We start from the raw sequence: 17,247 nt of genomic DNA on the forward strand, positions 1-17,247 counted from the left end.
CGGCCTACAAAGGTTTGCACTCATCGGCCTGATAAGCGAAGCGCATCAGGCGTATCTTTGCCGGATGGCGGCGCAAGCGCCTTATCCGGCCTACATAGGTTTTGTACTCGTAGGCCTGATAAGCGCAGCGCATCAGGCGTATCTTCGCCGGATGGCGGCGCAAGCGCCTTATCCGGCCTACAAAAGTTTGCACTCGTAGGCCTGATAAGCGAAGCGCATCAGGCGTATCTTCGCCGGATGGCGGCGCAAGCGCCTTATCCGGCCTACATAGGTTTGTACTCGTAGGCCTGATAAGCGAAGCGCATCAGGCATTTATGGCTTAGCTCAATTCACTCTCTGCCAGCGCTTTAAATACCATCGCGACGGCGTGCGCGCCGGGGTCCATATTTCCGAGCAGGCTTTCACTGCTCAGATACGATGCGCGACCCGCATTGGCTTTGCTCGACAAACAGGTTCGTTCGGCTCCCGCTTGCGCGGCGTCGAAGGCGGCCTGCAGATTTTGCGGCTGCGTGAGCAGCGAAGTCAGAGCCGGTTGCAGCGCATCAATCATGGTGCGATCGCCTTCGTCTGCGCCGCCGTAAAACTTCATCTGCGCCAGTCCCGTATTCAGGGCTTCGGCAACGTTAGCTCCCTGTTCCAGTTTCTGCCCCGCAGCGGTAAAGAAAATAGACATCAACACACCGCTGGAACCGCCCATCACCACGGTCAGACGTTCGCCAATCAGCGCAAACAGCGTGGCAAGGTTATCCAGCGGCAACTGCTGACGATGCAACAGGCCGGCAATTTCACGCGCGCCTGCGGCAAAGGTTGAACCGGTATCGCCATCGCCGACTTTGGCATCAAGCGCATTAAGATGGGTCTCCAGATCGGAAAGGGTTGTGGTGACAAGTTCCACAATCCCGGCCACCAGGGCGTTCGCCGAAGGCTGGAATTCCACGCGTGCGCTACGCTGAGATGACGGTACACAGCTGATTTCACGCGGTGGGACCGGCGTCGGCCAGTTACTGGTTTCCACCTCTGTGAGCAGCGCTTTTTCGATGCTCTCTTCCAGCACGATGGCCGTCAGTGAAAAGCCTTTCATATCCAGCGCGGTGACCAGCGAGGCCGGGCCAATCAGCCAGTCGATACGCGGATGCAGCGGGCTGCTGGCCAGTTCGCGGGTAATGATGGCCATTTCGGCAACAGAAACGCCGCCAAGATTGTTAATCATCACCGCCAGACGGCCGGTTTCAGGCAGGGCGGCCAGCAGTTTATCCACCATCAGGTTCACCACCTGTGCACTGTTCTGGGTGTCGATGACCGAGGCGCCTGGTTCGCCGTGAATGCCCATACCCAGCTCCGCGTGGCCCGGATGATGACGCGGGGCGGCGTCGGTTTCTTGCGGCAAATGACAGCTGGAAAGCGCAACGCCCAGACTGAAGGTGTTATTGGCCGCGTATTGCGCTTCACGCAGGACGGTGGCGAGGTTGTAGCCGCGTTCGGCAAAATAGCCCGCGATTTTATGCACCAGGATGGTTCCCGCAATGCCGCGCGGGTGTTTGTTATCCGGCAGGGAGATGTCATCGCCGACAATCAGCATTTCAACGTTGTAACCAAGGCGACGGGCTTTCTCGGCGGCAAGACCGAAATTAAGACGGTCACCGGTGTAATTTTTCACGATCAACAAACAGCCCGCCTCACCGGTTACCGCCTGAATGGCGGTCAGTACCGCATCTACGCTCGGGGAAGCGAACACGTCGCCACAGACCGCGGCCGTTAGCATACCTTTACCGATAAACCCAACGTGCGCGGGTTCGTGCCCTGAACCGCCGCCGGAAATGACCGCCACGTTATTTTTGTTAAGGTCACGGCGGACCACGATGCGAATAGCCGGATCGCTTTCCAGACGCGCCAGATTATTCCACGGGCTGGCGTTAATCGTACCGTCGATGACGTCGCTCACGAGATGGGTGCGTTGATTAAAAAAGAATTGAGACATAACGGCTCCTTGAGGTTGAGTGTAAGACAAACCCCCGGAAGCATGGTCATGGTGCGGAGGCGATAGAGAGATTCTGGCGAAGTCAGCGTGGAAAAAAACAACGTTAAAATGAGTTTCATTACGGAACGTTGTTATTGTTTTTTGTTCCGAAATGAAACCGAAAAGAACGGGGAACGACCACAATGCGAGCTTGCTCGACTTTTTCCTCTCGCGATGAATGCAGGTCACACTGCACTGTCAGCTTTTTTTTACCGGTATTTTGGCAAGTGAGTGGGTAAAAGAGAAAGTGAGATTCGTCTGTGCCGGAGATTTGGTGGTAAATGAACGGATCGGGATCGCAAACCTTATATTTTTTATGGTTAAGCGTTCCAATATGAAACATGTGTTGTTTTTATCTGTTTCATATCAGAACAAAAAGACGAAAGATTTTTTTGTGCACGCCTCGCCATACAGTTATTGCATCGCTCCGGTACCTCCCGTTTTCGCCGTCAGCATCAGGCTAAACAGGTTAACGCCAGGGCTCACCATGTAAAAACATGTACTTATTTGAGGATGAAAGGAATGCTAAAAGTTATTCAATCTCCAGCCAAATATCTCCAGGGTCCTGACGCTTCCACCTTGTTTGGTCAATACGCTAAAAATCTGGCGGACAGCTTTTTCGTGATTGCGGATGACTTCGTGATGAAGCTGGCGGGAGAGAAGGTACTAAACGGCCTGCACAGTCATGACATTAGCTGCCATGCGGAACGCTTTAACGGTGAATGTAGCCATGTTGAAATTAATCGCCTGATTGCCATTTTGAAACAGCACGGTTGCCGCGGCGTGGTTGGGATTGGTGGTGGGAAAACGCTGGATACCGCCAAAGCGATTGGCTACTACCAGAAGTTGCCGGTGGTGGTGATCCCGACTATCGCGTCTACCGATGCGCCAACCAGCGCGCTGTCCGTTATCTATACCGAAGCCGGTGAGTTTGAAGAGTATCTGATCTACCCGAAAAACCCGGATATGGTAGTGATGGACACTGCAATCATTGCCAAAGCGCCGGTACGTCTGCTGGTGGCCGGGATGGGCGATGCGCTCTCGACCTGGTTTGAAGCGAAAGCCTGTTATGACGCCAGAGCGACCAGCATGGCGGGCGGACAGTCCACGGTGGCGGCGCTGAGCCTGGCGCGCTTGTGCTATGATACCCTGCTGGCGGAAGGCGAGAAGGCACGCTTTGCCGCGCAGGCCGGCGTGGTGACCGATGCGCTGGAGCGTATTGTCGAAGCTAACACTTACCTCAGCGGCATCGGTTTTGAAAGCAGCGGTCTGGCAGGGGCGCATGCGATCCACAACGGCTTTACGATTCTGGAAGAGTGCCACCATTTGTACCACGGTGAAAAAGTCGCCTTTGGTACGCTGGCGCAACTGGTGCTGCAAAACAGCCCGATGGAAGAGATCGAAACCGTGCTGAATTTCTGTCAGAAAGTAGGCCTGCCGGTAACGTTAGCGGAAATGGGCGTGAAAGAAGACGTTGACGGCAAGATCATGGCGGTGGCGAAAGCGACCTGTGCAGAAGGTGAAACCATCCACAATATGCCGTTCCCGGTAACGCCTGAAAGCGTACATGCCGCTATTCTGACGGCAGATCTGCTGGGACAGCAGTGGCTGGCGCGTTAATCAGTCGTCGGTAGGTTTTTATCCGGCATCTTCTCCCCCTCTGACAGTCTCTGCCGGAGGGGTTGTCTATGGTTAAACAGCGGAAAGGGATATGACGGCGCACACGCATAGCATCGGGAAGGAAGTCTCTTCAGTCATTGCCCAGTCATGGCATCGTTGCAGCAAGTTTATGCAGCGGGAAACCTGGCAGGCGCCGCATCAGGCGCAAGGGCTGACCTTTGAGTCGATTTGTCGTCGCAAGACGGCGTTGCTGACGATTGCTCAGGCTGCGCTGGAAGATGCCTGGGAGTTTATGGACGGCCGCCCGTGCGCGCTGCTGATTCTGGATGAATCAGCCTGTATCCTCAGCCGTTGCGGCGATCCGCAGACGGTGGAACAGCTGGCGGAGCTTGGGTTTCGCGACGGCAGCTACTGTGCGGAAAGCATCATTGGCAGTTGTGCCCTGTCGCTGGCGACGATGCCGGGCCAGCCGACAAAAACCTCTGGTAAACAGCATTTTAAACAGGCGCTGCATCCGTGGTCGTTCTGCTCGACGCCGGTCTTCGATAACCATGGTCGACTGTTCGGCTCCATCTCGCTGTGTTGTCTGGTGGAGCATGAGTGCGTTTCTGATTTATCCCTGACGCTGGCGATTGCCAGAGAAGTCGGCAACTCTTTGCTGACCGACAGCCTGCTGGCTGAATCCAACCGCCATCTGAACCAGATGTACGGGCTGCTGGAGAGTATGGATGATGGTGTGATGGCCTGGAACGAACAGGGCGTATTGCAGTTTCTCAATGCGCGTGCGGCACTGCTTTTGCATCTCGATGCGCAGGCCAGCCAGGGAAAAAATATTCACGATCTGCTCAATCTCCCCATGCTGCTGCGCCGGGCGATCAAACATGCCCGCGGCCTGAATCACGTCGAAGTTACCTTTGAAAGCCAGCATCAGTTTGTTGATGCGGTCATCACCCTGAAACCGATTGTTGAGGAGCAGGGCAACAGCTTTATCCTGCTGCTGCATCCGGTGGAGCAAATGCGACAGCTGATGACCAGCCAGCTTGGCAAGGTGAGCCACACCTTTGAGCAGATGTCGACTGACGATCCGGAAACCCGCCGCTTGATCCACTTTGGACGCCAGGCGGCGAGGGGGAGTTTCCCGATCCTACTGTGCGGGGAAGAAGGCGTTGGTAAGGAGCTGCTGAGCCAGGCCATTCACAACGAAAGCGAGCGCGCCAGCGGGCCGTATATCGCCGTGAACTGTCAGCTGTATGCCAACAGCGTGCTGGGGCAGGATTTTATGGGCAGTGCGCCAACCGACGATGAAAATGGCCGGTTGAGCCGTCTTGAACTGGCGAACGGCGGCACGCTGTTTCTGGAAAAAATTGAATATCTGGCGCCGGAGCTGCAATCCGCGCTGTTACAGGTGATCAAGCAGGGGGTATTAACCCGCCTGGATGCCCGTCGGTTGATTCCGGTGGATGTCAAAGTGATCGCCACCACCACGGTTGATCTCGCCAATCTGGTGGAGCAAAACCGCTTTAGCCGTCAGCTGTATTACGCGCTGCACTCTTTTGAGATAGTGATCCCCCCGCTGCGGGCGCGGCGTAACAGTATTCCCTCGCTGATTTATACGCGGCTGAATAGCCTGAAAAAACGCTTTTCATCCAGTTTGAAGATCGACGACGACGCGCTGGCACAGCTGGTGGCCTATTCGTGGCCGGGCAATGACTTTGAGCTGAACAGCATTATCGAAAACATCGCCATCAGCAGTGATAACGGCCATATTCGGCTGAGCAATCTACCGGATTATCTGTTTGCCGAACGTCCTGGTCTGGAGACGGCGTCTTCACTGCTGCCAGCCAGTCTGACCTTTACCGCCATCGAAAAAGAGGCGATTATCCATGCTGCTCGCGTCACCAGCGGACGCGTACAGGAGATGTCGCAACTGCTGAACATTGGTCGCACTACCTTGTGGCGCAAGATGAAGCAATACGACATTGATGCCAGCCAGTTTAAGCGCAAGCATCTGGACTAGTTTCTTCAATTCTCGCCATCGAGAACAGCGCGTCTGACAGTCGGTTGATATAGCGTCTGGGTTCATCGCGTAACGTCAGCGTTCTGCTCATCGCGATAAGGACCCGCTCCAGTCGGCGCGTCAGAGTTCGCGCAACGTGTAGCTGTGCCGATGGCAGATTTTTCCCCGGAATAACAAACTCTTTGAGCGGGCCGCTTTGCGCCATATTGCGGTCAATAATCTGCTCCAGCGCCTGAATATCCTCATCGCCAATACGCTGTTGTAAGCGCGCGAGTCCTTTCTCATCGCTGGCGAGTTCCGCACCCAGTACAAACAGCATCTTCTGCATGGCGTGCAGATCTTGGCGTAGTTCAGCCTGGTGCGTGCTGGCATAGCAGACGCCAAGCTGGGAAATCAGTTCATCCACCGTGCCATAGGCCTCAACGCGGATGTCATCTTTGTCGATACGGCTGCCGCCAAACAGCGCGGTCGTGCCTTTATCGCCAGTTCGGGTGTAGATGCGGTACATTTATTTTATCTCGCTGAAGGGAAGTACTTTGACCAGTTGACCGGCATTGGCACCAAGCGTTCGGATCTGCGCAATTCCGGCGCGGATATGCCCACGGATCAGCGCCCGATCTTCGGGCAATTGGGCGTGGGTTAAAGCAATATCACCCGTGGCGTTAAGACCCAGACCGACACGTAGCGTTGAGCTTTTGGCCGCAAGTTTGCTCAATGCCAGCGCGCAGTCATGCTCGTCGCAACAGATTGCCCGGCAAGGGACGCCTTGCTCTTCCAGTCCCCAGCACAGCTCATCAAGCACGCGAGTATCCTGCCAGCGTGAGTGATAAAACAGATTTACGCCCGGTGATGAAAGTGACATTGCGCCCCCTTATTTATCAGAATGCCTGACGGAAGATCTCGGCAATTTCTTTCTCGTTCCCTTTACGCGGGTTGGAGAAGGCATTGCCGTCTTTCAGCGCCATTTCCGCCATATACGGGAAATCGGCTTCTTTAACGCCCAGATCGCGCAAATGCTGCGGAATGCCGATGTCAGCGGAGAGGCGGGCAATGGCGTGAATGGCCAGTTCGGCGGCATCCATGGTGGAAAGTCCGTCAGTGTTTTCGCCCATAAATTCTGCGATATCGGCAAATTTCTCCGGGTTAGCGATCAGGTTATAGCGCGCCACGTGCGGGAGCAGTACGGCATTCGCCACGCCGTGTGGCATGTCGTACAGACCGCCAAGCTGATGCGCCATTGCGTGAACGTAGCCGAGATTGGCGTTGTTGAAGGCCATGCCCGCCAGCAGAGAGGCGTAGGCCATGTTCTCGCGAGCTTTCAGGTTGCTGCCCAGCGCTACGGCCTGACGCAAGTTGCGTGCGATCAGGCGAATAGCCTGAATAGCGGCGGCGTCGGTGACCGGGTTGGCATCTTTGGAAATATAAGCTTCTACGGCGTGGGTCAGGGCGTCCATACCGGTCGCGGCGGTCAGCGGAGCGGGTTTGCCGAGCATAAGCAGCGGATCGTTAATGGAGACCGACGGCAGGTTGCGCCAGCTGACAATCACAAACTTCACTTTGGTTTTGGTATTGGTCAGCACGCAGTGGCGGGTGACTTCGCTGGCGGTACCGGCAGTGGTATTCACCGCAACGATAGGCGGCAGCGGGTTGGTCAGGGTTTCAATCCCAGCATAGCTGTAGAGATCGCCTTCGTGAGTTGCCGCGATACCGATGCCTTTACCGCAGTCATGCGGGCTACCGCCGCCAACGGTAACGATGATATCGCAATGCTCTTTGCGAAAGACCTCCAGACCATCGCGCACGTTGGTGTCTTTGGGATTTGGCTCAACGCCGTCAAAAACCACCACGTCAATGCCCGCTTCACGTAAATGGGCGAGGGTTTTATCTACCGCACCGTCTTTAATAGCCCGCAGACCTTTATCAGTAACCAGCAGCGCTTTTTTACCGCCTAACAGTTTGCAGCGTTCGCCGACAACGGAAATAGCATTGGGGCCAAAGAAGTTCACATTTGGCACCAGGTAATCAAACATACGATAGCTCATAATATACCTTCTTAGATTTAAATTATAATTCAGAGAAACAATTCAGTGCGGCTTCTGCTAATAATCTGTCTTGTTCGACAGTGCCGCCGCTAACGCCAACGGCACCAATTAATTTACCGTTTAATATGACAGGTAAGCCGCCGCCGAAAATAACAATGCGCTGTTGGTTAGTAAGCTGCAAACCATATAGCGAAGCGCCAGGTTGTACCGCGTCGGTAATTTCATGGGTACCCTGACGCAGGCAGCAGGCGGTATACGCTTTATTAAGAGAGATATCACAGCTGGTGACAAACGCATCGTCCATGCGTTGCATTAGCAGCGTATTCCCGCCGTGATCCACCACGGAAAAGACCACCGGAACATTGATCTCAAGCGCTTTAGCCTCAACGGCCTGCGCCATTTTTTTTGCAGCCGCCAGCGTAATGGTGGCAATTTGTTGGCTCTTATTCACAGTCTCTCCTGAAAATGTTGTAGGGCTGAGGTCACGAAACATATCGCGCAACAGCTATTTTTATCATTGGCTTTACCTTATTTTCTCGCCGCACGTTATTAAGTCAATAGGGTGGATTTTTCATAAAGATTAAATTCATCTTCCTGATTTTGCGTTTATTGATAATGATCATTTAACCTCGTCACAATTCACGATGGATATTCCTGAGTTGCGTTTCAATATGAAACGATGCGTTTTTATTAGGTGCCAAATTGGAACGAAATTAATTTTATTTTTTTATTGCTTGGCTCATTTAGAGTTCGGCCATTGCTGATGAAAGGCGAATGCCGGGTGTGGTGTCCCCGGTAATGCGGCCCGGCGTCCCTATTTTTTACCTTTTGAGTCAATAAATCATGAGAAGATCAAAACGATTCGAAGTGCTTGCGAAGCGGCCTGTAAATCAGGATGGGCTGATTGGCGAATGGCCTGAAGAGGGGCTGATCGCCATGGAAAGCCCTTACGATCCGACGTCGTCGGTGAAGGTGGAAAATGGTCGTATTGTTGAGCTGGACGGTAAGAGCCGCGCCGAGTTCGACATGATCGACCGTTTCATTGCCGACTATGCGATTAACGTGGCCGAGGCGGAGCGCGCCATGCAGCTCGACGCGCTGGAGATCGCCAGAATGCTGGTGGATATCCACGTCAGTCGGGAAGAGATTATTGCCATTACCACCGCCATCACCCCGGCGAAAGCGGTGGAAGTGATGGCGCAAATGAACGTGGTGGAGATGATGATGGCGCTACAAAAAATGCGCGCCAGACGCACTCCCTCCAACCAGTGCCACGTGACTAACCTGAAAGATAACCCGGTACAGATAGCCGCCGACGCTGCTGAAGCGGGGATCCGCGGCTTTTCCGAGCAGGAAACGACGGTCGGGATCGCCCGCTACGCGCCGTTTAACGCCCTGGCGCTGCTGGTGGGTTCCCAGTGCGGTCGCCCCGGTGTGCTGACGCAATGTTCCGTTGAAGAGGCCACGGAGCTGGAGCTGGGCATGCGAGGGCTAACCAGTTATGCCGAAACGGTGTCGGTGTATGGCACAGAATCTGTGTTTACCGACGGCGATGACACGCCGTGGTCCAAAGCGTTTCTCGCCTCGGCCTATGCGTCGCGTGGCCTGAAGATGCGCTACACCTCCGGTACCGGCTCGGAGGCGCTGATGGGCTATTCCGAAAGTAAATCGATGCTTTATCTGGAGTCGCGCTGCATTTTTATCACTAAAGGCGCGGGCGTACAGGGGCTGCAAAACGGTGCGGTCAGCTGTATCGGCATGACCGGCGCTGTGCCGTCAGGGATCCGCGCGGTGCTGGCGGAAAACCTGATTGCCTCAATGCTCGACCTTGAAGTGGCCTCCGCCAATGACCAGACCTTTTCCCACTCCGATATTCGCCGTACTGCCCGTACCCTGATGCAGATGCTGCCGGGTACCGACTTTATTTTCTCCGGTTACAGCGCGGTACCCAACTACGACAACATGTTTGCCGGGTCGAACTTCGACGCTGAAGATTTCGATGATTACAACATTCTGCAACGCGATCTGATGGTTGACGGCGGTCTGCGTCCGGTCACGGAAGAGGAAACCATCGCCATTCGCAATAAGGCCGCACGCGCCATTCAGGCGGTGTTCCGCGAACTTGGCCTGCCGCTGATTAGCGATGAAGAAGTCGAAGCTGCTACATATGCTCACGGCAGCAAAGATATGCCCGCGCGCAATGTGGTGGAAGATCTGGCTGCCGTGGAAGAGATGATGAAGCGCAATATCACCGGGCTGGATATCGTCGGCGCGTTGAGTTGCAGCGGCTTCGAAGATATCGCCAGCAATATCCTCAACATGCTGAGACAGCGTGTTACCGGTGATTACCTGCAAACGTCGGCCATTCTGGATCGCCAGTTCGACGTCGTCAGCGCCGTCAACGACATCAATGATTATCAGGGACCTGGTACCGGCTATCGCATCAGTGCCGAACGCTGGGCGGAAATTAAAAATATTGCGGGCGTGGTTCAGCCCGGCTCGATCGAATAAGGCGGTACACAGTGGAATGCACAACTGAACGTAAGCCGGTTTTCACCTTACAGGTGAGCGAAGGCGAGGCGGCTAACGCGGATGAACGCGTGGATGAGGTGGTGATTGGCGTCGGCCCGGCATTTGATAAGTATCAGCATAAAACCTTGATTGATATGCCGCACAACGCGATTTTGAAAGAGCTGGTTGCTGGCATCGAAGAAGAGGGACTGCATGCGCGAGTAGTGAGGATCCTGCGTACCTCGGATGTTTCTTTTATGGCATGGGATGCGGCAAATCTCAGCGGCTCAGGCATTGGGATTGGTATCCAGTCGAAAGGAACCACGGTGATTCATCAGCGCGATCTGCTGCCGCTAAGTAACCTGGAACTGTTTTCTCAGGCTCCGCTGCTGACGCTGGAAACCTATCGTCAGATTGGTAAAAACGCCGCGCGATATGCACGCAAAGAGTCGCCTTCGCCGGTGCCAGTGGTCAATGACCAGATGGTGCGCCCTAAATTTATGGCCAAGGCCGCGCTGTTTCATATCAAAGAAACCAAACACGTGGTGCAGGATGCTGCGCCTGTCACGTTGCATATTGCACTGGTAAGGGAATGACCATGAACGACAACACCATGACCGCGCAGGATTACCCATTAGCCACCCGCTGCCCGGAGAAAATCCGGACGCCTGGCGGCAAGCCGCTAACCGACATTACCCTTGAGAATGTGCTGGCGGGCCACGTAGGACCGCAGGATGTGCGTATTTCTCAGCAAACGCTGGAGTACCAGGCGCAGATTGCCGAGCAGATGCAGCGTCATGCCGTGGCGCGCAATTTTCGTCGTGCGGCAGAACTGATTGCGATCCCGGATGCCCGCATTCTGGAGATCTACAACGCGCTACGGCCGTTTCGTTCTTCGTTCGCCGAGTTGCAGGCCATTGCCGATGAACTGGAGCACACCTGGCACGCCAGGGTGAACGCCGGGTTTGTCCGCGAATCGGCAGAGGTATACCAGCAGAGAAATAAACTGCGTAAAGGCAGTCAGTGACGGAGGCAGCATGCCGTTAATTGCAGGGATCGATATCGGCAACGCCACCACCGAAGTGGCGTTGGCGCAGGATGGCCGGTTTATCGCCAGCGGGATTGTCGCCACGACCGGGATGAAAGGCACGCGGGAAAATATCGCCGGGGTAGTCGCGTCCCTGCAGCAGGCGCTGGATAAAACGCCGTGGTCGCTGCAGGATGTGGCAAAAATCTGCATCAACGAGGCCGCGCCGGTTATTGGCGATGTGGCGATGGAAACCATCACTGAAACCATCATTACCGAATCAACGATGATTGGCCATAACCCGCAAACGCCCGGCGGCGTTGGCGTGGGCATGGGAACAACCATCGCCGTGGAGACGTTGGCGGCGTTGAGCGAGGATCGATTTGCCCAGGGCTGGATACCGTTGGTGGGTGAGGAGATGGATTTCCTTGAGGCGGTTTGGTTTATCAATGAAGCGCTGGATCGCGGCGTCAACGTGGTGGCGGCCATCCTGAAAAAAGATGATGGCGTGCTGGTGAATAATCGCCTGCATCGGCCAATACCGGTGGTTGATGAAGTCACTCTGCTGGAGAAGGTGCCGGAAGGCGTGCTGGCGGCGGTGGAAGTGGCGGCCCCGGGACAGGTAGTGCGGGTGCTGTCGAATCCTTACGGCATCGCGACCTTCTTTGCCCTGACCCCTGAGGAAACGCAAACTATCGTCCCCATCGCCAGAGCGCTGATTGGCAACCGTTCCGCCGTGGTGCTGAAAACCCCGCAGGGCGATGTGCGATCAAGAGTGATCCCGGCGGGTAAGATCTTTATCCGTGGTGAAAAGCGTGGCGGTGAAGCCGACGTAGCGCAGGGCGCTCAGGCCATTATGCAGGCGATGAGCGCCTGTGCGCCCGTGTGCGATATTCGTGGGGAAGCTGGTACGCACGCAGGCGGCATGCTGGAGCGGGTGCGTAAGGTGATGGCCTCGCTGACCGGTCATGACATGAACACGGTGCATATTCAGGATCTATTGGCGGTCGATACATTTATTCCGCGCAAGGTGCAGGGCGGCATCGCCGGAGAGTGTTCAATGGAGAACGCCGTGGGCATTGCGGCGATGGTGAAAGCCGATCGTTTACAGATGCAGGCCATCGCCAGTGAGCTGAGCGTCCGGTTAAACACTCTGGTTGAGGTGGGCGGCGTGGAGGCCAACATGGCCGTGGCGGGGGCGTTAACTACGCCCGGATGCGCCGCACCGCTGGCGATCCTCGACTTAGGCGCAGGATCTACCGATGCCGCCGTCATCAATAGCGACGGCGTAGTGAAAGCGGTACATCTGGCCGGCGCGGGGAATATGGTCAGCCTGTTGATTCAAACTGAGCTGGGCTTAAGCGATGCATTTCTGGCGGAGGAAATAAAAAAATACCCGCTGGCAAAAGTGGAGAGCCTGTTCAGCATTCGCCATGAGAACGGCGCGGTGGAGTTTTTCCGCGAACCGCTCAGTCCGTCAGTATTCGCCAAAGTGGTGTACTTGAAAGAGGGCGAGCTGATCCCGGTCGATAACCAGACCTCGCTGGAAAAAATCCGTCTGGTGCGCCGACAGGCTAAAGAGAAGGTTTTTGTGACCAACTGCCTGCGCGCGTTACGCCAGGTGTCACCCGGTGGCTCTATTCGCGATATGACTTTTGTGGTGCTGGTAGGCGGTTCTTCGCTGGATTTCGAAATCCCGCAGATGATCACCGATGCGCTGGCGCATTACGGCGTTGTCGCCGGGCAGGGCAATATTCGAGGTACCGAAGGGCCGCGTAATGCGGTGGCAACCGGACTGGTTTTAGCCGGAGAAGCAAAAAAGTAGCGCAGAAAACAGCCGCGCAAGCGTTTAGCTGCGGGGTAAGTCAAATAAAGGGGATGTTCTCTTTGATATCCCGGCGGAGTTGGGTACATAGTATAAATGTGTCTCTCACGTGGTTAATTTTAAGGATAAGAGCATGCCAACAGCAATTGAGAAAGCATTGGATTTTATTGGTGGTATGAACACTTCGGCGTCAGTACCACATTCAATGGATGAAAGTACGGCTAAGGGAATCTTAAAGTATTTGCATGACTTAGGTGTGCCAGCGAGTCCGGAAGTTGTGATGGCACGGGGTGAGCAAGAGGGATGGAATCCCGAGTTCACGAAAAAAGTGGCCGGATGGGCAGAAAAAGTCGCCTCCGGTAACCGCATCCTTATCAAGAACCCAGAGTATTTTTCAACCTATATGCAGGAGCAGCTCAAAGAGCTAGTGTGAGCTGACTATCGAATTAAACTCTAACGGACGTTTCCATCCCAGGATGGCGGCGTCCAAATGGTGTTGCCATTAACATGCTGTTTTCTGAACAGGTGTATCGCGTAAATAGCTTTAGTCCCCGCCAGCCATTTTCTTCCGTGTACTCATTCAACATATTAATGCAAGCAAGTATTGATTTTTCCAGGACAAACTCTTTTTTGCTACATACCAATTTCTACGGAATACCCATAAAAAAAGGACCTGCGATTTCTCGCAAGTCCTTGAAATTTGGTGGCCCCTGCTGGACTTGAACCAGCGACCAAGCGATTATGAGTTAGAATGCAACTTCTTACCTGAAAATACTTATCTATAATTTTCAGTAACTTAATTGATATGAAAATACTGTATAAATAACCAGAAATACTCTAAAATACTCCTTTGCGGTATCCTATAGGTATCCTAGAGCAAAACAAGCGATTTTCAGGATACCCCGATCGCTTGGTGTGGAGTGTTTGTGGAAACATTCAAATTTACGAAAACTAAGCTCGAAAACCTCCCACCTGCCGAACGTGGCCAGGTTGAGTACGGCGATACCATCGTTAATGGCCTGCGCATCCGTATTGGCACCAGTGGTGTGAAAAGCTTCTGTATCTCACGTAAGAGAAATGGAAAATTCATCCGGGCCACGCTGGGCCGTTTTCCGGATCTTACTATTGATAATGCCAGGGCAAAGGCACTCGAAATGTTGGGTGACGTAGCGACCACCGGGAAAAATCCTAATGTGGAAAAGCGTGTCAATGAGAAGGCATCTGTCACGCTTGCTGATGCGCTGGATGCCTATATTAAGAACCGTGGCCACCGCCTTAAACCCACAACCGAAAAGCAATATCGCGCTATCTTGCAAAATTACTCCGGCGACTGGATGAAACAGTCCCTCGCTACTATTTCGCGTGATCGTGTTGAGCATCGTCACAAAGCAGTAACTGATGGTTCAGTCTGGTTTGGCGCTGATAAAGAAACGCTCAGGGCTGGGGTAGGAAGCGGTAGCAAAGCTCAGGCTGACCTGTGGGCCAGAGCTCTGCGCGCCGTATATCGTTTCGCACATGATCATTATCGTGATGAAGAAGGGAGAACGCTGTTACCTGACCCGCCAACACAGGTGCTGAGTACAAAGCGTCAGTGGCATGGCACGATCAGAAAGACAGAGCGCATCCGCACCCATGACTTTGCTCGTTGGTTAAATGCCGTCGCTGTAGTTCGTGATAAGGCCGAAGAAGGACGAGATGATGTAGCTGCCGCAATATGTGACGCTGTAGAAATGTCGATGTTCACCGGGCTGCGTAAATCTGAAATATTCGAACTAACCTGGAATCGGGTGAATATTGGCGGTCGTTATTTCTGGATAGATACCACCAAGAATGGCGATCCGCTCGAGCTGCCTATCACTGAAACTCTGCTGAATCTGTTCCGGCGCCGACTGAAAATGAAAAACGGAAATGAGGCTTTAGTGTTTCCTGGAGTTAAAGGAATCATTAAAGAATATCGCCATGTAATTGATCGAATCAGTGCCGCCACCGTCCCAGACCCCAATCCTGATTTGCTCCAGCCAATCCCATTCAAATGGCACGATGCCCGCCGTACTTTCGGTACTGTCGCTGAGCTGGTGGGCGTTGGTAGTTATATCCTCAAACGACTGATGAACCACCGAACGATGCGTAGTGCAGATGTTACTCAGGGCTATCTTCATTTTGGTGCTGATGAACTACTCGAGCCAGCTACCCGAATTGAACGGGCCATCCTGGAACATGCCGGGCTTGTGGAAAGCAAGAAAGCCATCGATGCACAATTATTGTCTGCGTTAGGCAATTTGACTGATGATGAGAAGCGTAAGATGCTTTTTGAAATACTAAGCCAAAATCATATGCAGGTTAAGAAATGAGTTATTTAAAACGAGTGGATGCCGAGCATGTGGCCAGTATGCTTGCATTTCAAAAATTGGCAAAAAGCTATTCTTCGGAAAACGCAGATGAGCATGTAAAACTTATTGAAAAAGAATTAGCTGGAAAAACTATCAGAGAAAAAAAGTGGATAGCGAGTAGCCTTGCCGAAATGCAGATGGAAGAGAAAACCAGACCATTATCGGATGATGAAAATGTGTTGGTTAAAGCTGTGAATGTTTTGGCAGTACTTGGATATACAGACCTTGCCAAAGAGTTAGGCGCTTTGGCTGATAGGTTTGGGCGATGCGTAGCGTTATCGGATATTTATATTAATCACATTATTGACGGTGCTGTTAAAAAAAATAGAAGTGATGCAGCTTCAGGGCACCGGCATCATTTGCATGATGAAATTGTGGCGATTATGAAAGTTACCTGGGAGAATAATCCCGCTTTATCTAAAAAGAAAATGATCGCAAAGTTGATGAACCGTTATGAGGGACGAGTTGATGAAGGAACGGTAGATAGCTGGATAAAAAAAGAAAAGTTATTACCGCCTAAGCCTAAGAAATACATTAATTCTGATTTGGTTTTTCCACCGGATTAGGCATAGCGCTAGATTACAAAATAGGGAGGGGGAATAGCTGATACCCCTCCCCATAAGTAGCTTTCCATCCTGAATATTTGCTTCTCACCTTATTGTCGAAAAATCAAAACATTAGAGTGGCCTCGTTGTTAACCAATAATACACGGAGCTACTTATGCATTTGGTTGAATCGAATTATTCTAAAAGACTCACTCGTAATGAGGCCGCAGCTCATCTTGGTGTGAACCCGCAGACGCTGGCAAACTGGGCGCATACTGGCAAGGTAAAAATTCCCTTTCATAAGGTCGGTCGGAAGGTCATTTACTTCAAGTCTGATCTGGATGCTTATCTGGATTCCACCCGAAGAACGCAGACGGTTTAAGGGGCTGGATATGGCAAATAAAACAAAGGCGGCCATGCCGGGCCGCCAGAGTAATCAAACGAAAATAAATCATGGACAGATTACCAGGCTTAATGCTGGTGGTCAAAATCAGCCTTTTGGTTCGATGCCCTGTCGGCGCAATTCCGCTCTACCTAACTCCTTCAGCCAGTTACTGGTACTGGTGTTCTCAGCTTGTGCTAGCTCATCAAATTGCTTGCGTAATTCAGCAGGAATGCGGATTGGTAGCATTGGTGACTTGCCGCCACCCTTAGGCTGTTTATCTCGAGATATTGACATGTATATGCCTATAGGTTTATGGTTAACTCAAATAGGCATATACACTAACATGTGTGAGTCTATAAAAACAACGCCCCGTAGTGCTAGGAACACATACAGGGCGTCTGACCACAAACCGTTAATAGGAGTAACAGTTATGGCTGGAATACAGCATACCCAAACTCACCCCAAATTTACATGGCTATTCCTCGGCATACCGAAGGGGCAGATCTGTACACCTGTGGTTATCCGCATTGCAGCCGACACCGAAGAAGAAGCCCGCGAATGGTACTCCCGATGGGATCTGACCTTTGCCGCAAAGATTCGCTCTGAATGCTCTCTGTACCAGTACGCCAGCGGTGCTTATGAATTGAATGTGATGGGAGGGTTTCATGGATAGTCAAATCCCGATGCTGAATGTCTCATTGCATGTCTCCCCTAATTTTTCCGGTCGTATTTTGCTTTACGTTGAAAACGGCTTAGTTAAAGGAGATACGGTATTACGTCCGGATGAAATTATAGGTACGCCATCACTCTTTGATCACATCCTTGAACGCGCCGGTTATCGCGTAACGCCAGTCAAAAAGGACTAACG

17 protein-coding genes are annotated in these 17,247 nt (G+C 52.9%); 12 read left to right on the forward strand and 5 right to left on the reverse strand.

The features are described from left to right. Positions 1-319 precede the first annotated feature (319 nt). Positions 320-1,978 carry a glycerone kinase gene (locus tag JQN59_RS03050; protein WP_149608052.1) on the reverse strand — a complete coding sequence of 553 codons (1,659 nt, stop codon included), beginning with the start codon at positions 1,976-1,978 and terminating at the stop codon, positions 320-322. Between the two features lie 561 nt (positions 1,979-2,539). On the opposite strand from JQN59_RS03050, the gene JQN59_RS03055 reads away from it, so the two are divergent. Both JQN59_RS03055 and dhaR read left to right on the forward strand, forming a co-directional pair. Continuing rightward, complete coding sequence (locus tag JQN59_RS03055; RefSeq protein ID WP_003024745.1) at positions 2,540-3,637, forward strand: glycerol dehydrogenase; 1,098 nt, start codon at positions 2,540-2,542, stop codon at positions 3,635-3,637. A 91-nt stretch (positions 3,638-3,728) separates the two neighbouring features. After that, the gene (gene dhaR / locus JQN59_RS03060; protein ID WP_016243887.1) at positions 3,729-5,654 is read left to right on the forward strand and encodes a dihydroxyacetone kinase operon transcriptional regulator DhaR; all 1,926 of its coding nucleotides are present in this window, start codon (positions 3,729-3,731) and stop codon (positions 5,652-5,654) included. Here the strand turns inward: dhaR and JQN59_RS03065 are convergent. Genes JQN59_RS03065 through JQN59_RS03080 form a run of 4 tightly spaced genes read right to left on the reverse strand, consistent with a single transcriptional unit; the run spans position 5,632 to position 8,147 of the window. Next, positions 5,632-6,162, reverse strand: coding sequence for a cob(I)yrinic acid a,c-diamide adenosyltransferase (locus JQN59_RS03065; RefSeq protein ID WP_149608051.1), 531 nt, complete (start codon positions 6,160-6,162; stop codon positions 5,632-5,634). The two genes, dhaR and JQN59_RS03065, sit on opposite strands and share 23 nt — an antisense overlap. Continuing rightward, positions 6,163-6,516 carry a glycerol dehydratase reactivase beta/small subunit family protein gene (locus JQN59_RS03070; protein WP_057067394.1) on the reverse strand — a complete coding sequence of 118 codons (354 nt, stop codon included), beginning with the start codon at positions 6,514-6,516 and terminating at the stop codon, positions 6,163-6,165. Between the two features lie 16 nt (positions 6,517-6,532). Next, the gene (dhaT, locus tag JQN59_RS03075; RefSeq protein ID WP_003024734.1) at positions 6,533-7,696 is read right to left on the reverse strand and encodes a 1,3-propanediol dehydrogenase; all 1,164 of its coding nucleotides are present in this window, start codon (positions 7,694-7,696) and stop codon (positions 6,533-6,535) included. Between the two features lie 22 nt (positions 7,697-7,718). Continuing rightward, entirely contained in the window at positions 7,719-8,147 is a 429-nt protein-coding gene (locus JQN59_RS03080) for a GlcG/HbpS family heme-binding protein (protein WP_071445936.1), read from the reverse strand. A 392-nt stretch (positions 8,148-8,539) separates the two neighbouring features. On the opposite strand from JQN59_RS03080, the gene JQN59_RS03085 reads away from it, so the two are divergent. From JQN59_RS03085 to JQN59_RS03130, 10 genes are all read left to right on the forward strand, one after another. Further along, positions 8,540-10,207 carry a propanediol/glycerol family dehydratase large subunit gene (locus JQN59_RS03085; protein WP_048215504.1) on the forward strand — a complete coding sequence of 556 codons (1,668 nt, stop codon included), beginning with the start codon at positions 8,540-8,542 and terminating at the stop codon, positions 10,205-10,207. A gap of 11 nt (positions 10,208-10,218) precedes the next feature. After that, positions 10,219-10,803 (forward strand): propanediol/glycerol family dehydratase medium subunit, encoded by a 585-nt coding sequence (locus JQN59_RS03090; protein WP_008785852.1) that lies wholly within the window; start codon positions 10,219-10,221, stop codon positions 10,801-10,803. 2 nt (positions 10,804-10,805) lie between these two features. After that, positions 10,806-11,234 (forward strand): diol dehydratase small subunit, encoded by a 429-nt coding sequence (locus JQN59_RS03095; protein WP_128317111.1) that lies wholly within the window; start codon positions 10,806-10,808, stop codon positions 11,232-11,234. 10 nt (positions 11,235-11,244) lie between these two features. Further along, positions 11,245-13,059, forward strand: coding sequence for a diol dehydratase reactivase subunit alpha (locus JQN59_RS03100; RefSeq protein WP_149608050.1), 1,815 nt, complete (start codon positions 11,245-11,247; stop codon positions 13,057-13,059). A 109-nt stretch (positions 13,060-13,168) separates the two neighbouring features. After that, complete coding sequence (locus JQN59_RS03105) at positions 13,169-13,492, forward strand: DUF1889 family protein (RefSeq protein ID WP_001573898.1); 324 nt, start codon at positions 13,169-13,171, stop codon at positions 13,490-13,492. A gap of 493 nt (positions 13,493-13,985) precedes the next feature. Beyond that, positions 13,986-15,410 (forward strand): integrase family protein, encoded by a 1,425-nt coding sequence (locus JQN59_RS03110; RefSeq protein ID WP_149608049.1) that lies wholly within the window; start codon positions 13,986-13,988, stop codon positions 15,408-15,410. After that, positions 15,407-16,015: a hypothetical protein gene (locus JQN59_RS03115; RefSeq protein ID WP_149608048.1), complete on the forward strand. Its 609-nt coding sequence runs from the start codon at positions 15,407-15,409 to the stop codon at positions 16,013-16,015. Before JQN59_RS03110 ends, JQN59_RS03115 begins: the two co-directional genes overlap by 4 nt. Positions 16,016-16,169: 154 nt before the next feature. Further along, positions 16,170-16,376: a helix-turn-helix domain-containing protein gene (locus JQN59_RS03120; protein ID WP_064542224.1), complete on the forward strand. Its 207-nt coding sequence runs from the start codon at positions 16,170-16,172 to the stop codon at positions 16,374-16,376. A gap of 10 nt (positions 16,377-16,386) precedes the next feature. Next, positions 16,387-17,052: a host cell division inhibitor Icd-like protein gene (locus JQN59_RS27215; protein WP_394810795.1), complete on the forward strand. Its 666-nt coding sequence runs from the start codon at positions 16,387-16,389 to the stop codon at positions 17,050-17,052. After that, a complete protein-coding gene (locus tag JQN59_RS03130; RefSeq protein ID WP_133086978.1) occupies positions 17,045-17,245 on the forward strand; it encodes a hypothetical protein in 201 nt (66 codons plus the stop codon). The genes JQN59_RS27215 and JQN59_RS03130 overlap by 8 nt, the downstream gene beginning before the upstream one ends. Positions 17,246-17,247 lie beyond the last annotated feature (2 nt).

The organism is Citrobacter sp. B72 (genome assembly GCF_016894305.1).
GTDB lineage: Bacteria > Pseudomonadota > Gammaproteobacteria > Enterobacterales > Enterobacteriaceae > Citrobacter > Citrobacter portucalensis.

Bases quoted from the DNA above. Each gene is read 5' to 3' on its own strand.
- dhaR (WP_016243887.1), top strand. From the start codon at position 3,729: ATGACGGCGCACACGCATAGCATCGGGAAGGAAGTCTCTTCAGTCATT.
- dhaT (WP_003024734.1), bottom strand. From the start codon at position 7,696: ATGAGCTATCGTATGTTTGATTACCTGGTGCCAAATGTGAACTTCTTT.
- JQN59_RS03120 (WP_064542224.1), top strand. From the start codon at position 16,170: ATGCATTTGGTTGAATCGAATTATTCTAAAAGACTCACTCGTAATGAG.
- JQN59_RS03095 (WP_128317111.1), top strand. From the start codon at position 10,806: ATGAACGACAACACCATGACCGCGCAGGATTACCCATTAGCCACCCGC.
- JQN59_RS03100 (WP_149608050.1), top strand. From the start codon at position 11,245: ATGCCGTTAATTGCAGGGATCGATATCGGCAACGCCACCACCGAAGTG.
- JQN59_RS03055 (WP_003024745.1), top strand. From the start codon at position 2,540: ATGCTAAAAGTTATTCAATCTCCAGCCAAATATCTCCAGGGTCCTGAC.
- JQN59_RS03065 (WP_149608051.1), bottom strand. From the start codon at position 6,162: ATGTACCGCATCTACACCCGAACTGGCGATAAAGGCACGACCGCGCTG.
- JQN59_RS03070 (WP_057067394.1), bottom strand. From the start codon at position 6,516: ATGTCACTTTCATCACCGGGCGTAAATCTGTTTTATCACTCACGCTGG.
- JQN59_RS03085 (WP_048215504.1), top strand. From the start codon at position 8,540: ATGAGAAGATCAAAACGATTCGAAGTGCTTGCGAAGCGGCCTGTAAAT.
- JQN59_RS27215 (WP_394810795.1), top strand. From the start codon at position 16,387: ATGGCAAATAAAACAAAGGCGGCCATGCCGGGCCGCCAGAGTAATCAA.
- JQN59_RS03115 (WP_149608048.1), top strand. From the start codon at position 15,407: ATGAGTTATTTAAAACGAGTGGATGCCGAGCATGTGGCCAGTATGCTT.
- JQN59_RS03050 (WP_149608052.1), bottom strand. From the start codon at position 1,978: ATGTCTCAATTCTTTTTTAATCAACGCACCCATCTCGTGAGCGACGTC.
- JQN59_RS03130 (WP_133086978.1), top strand. From the start codon at position 17,045: ATGGATAGTCAAATCCCGATGCTGAATGTCTCATTGCATGTCTCCCCT.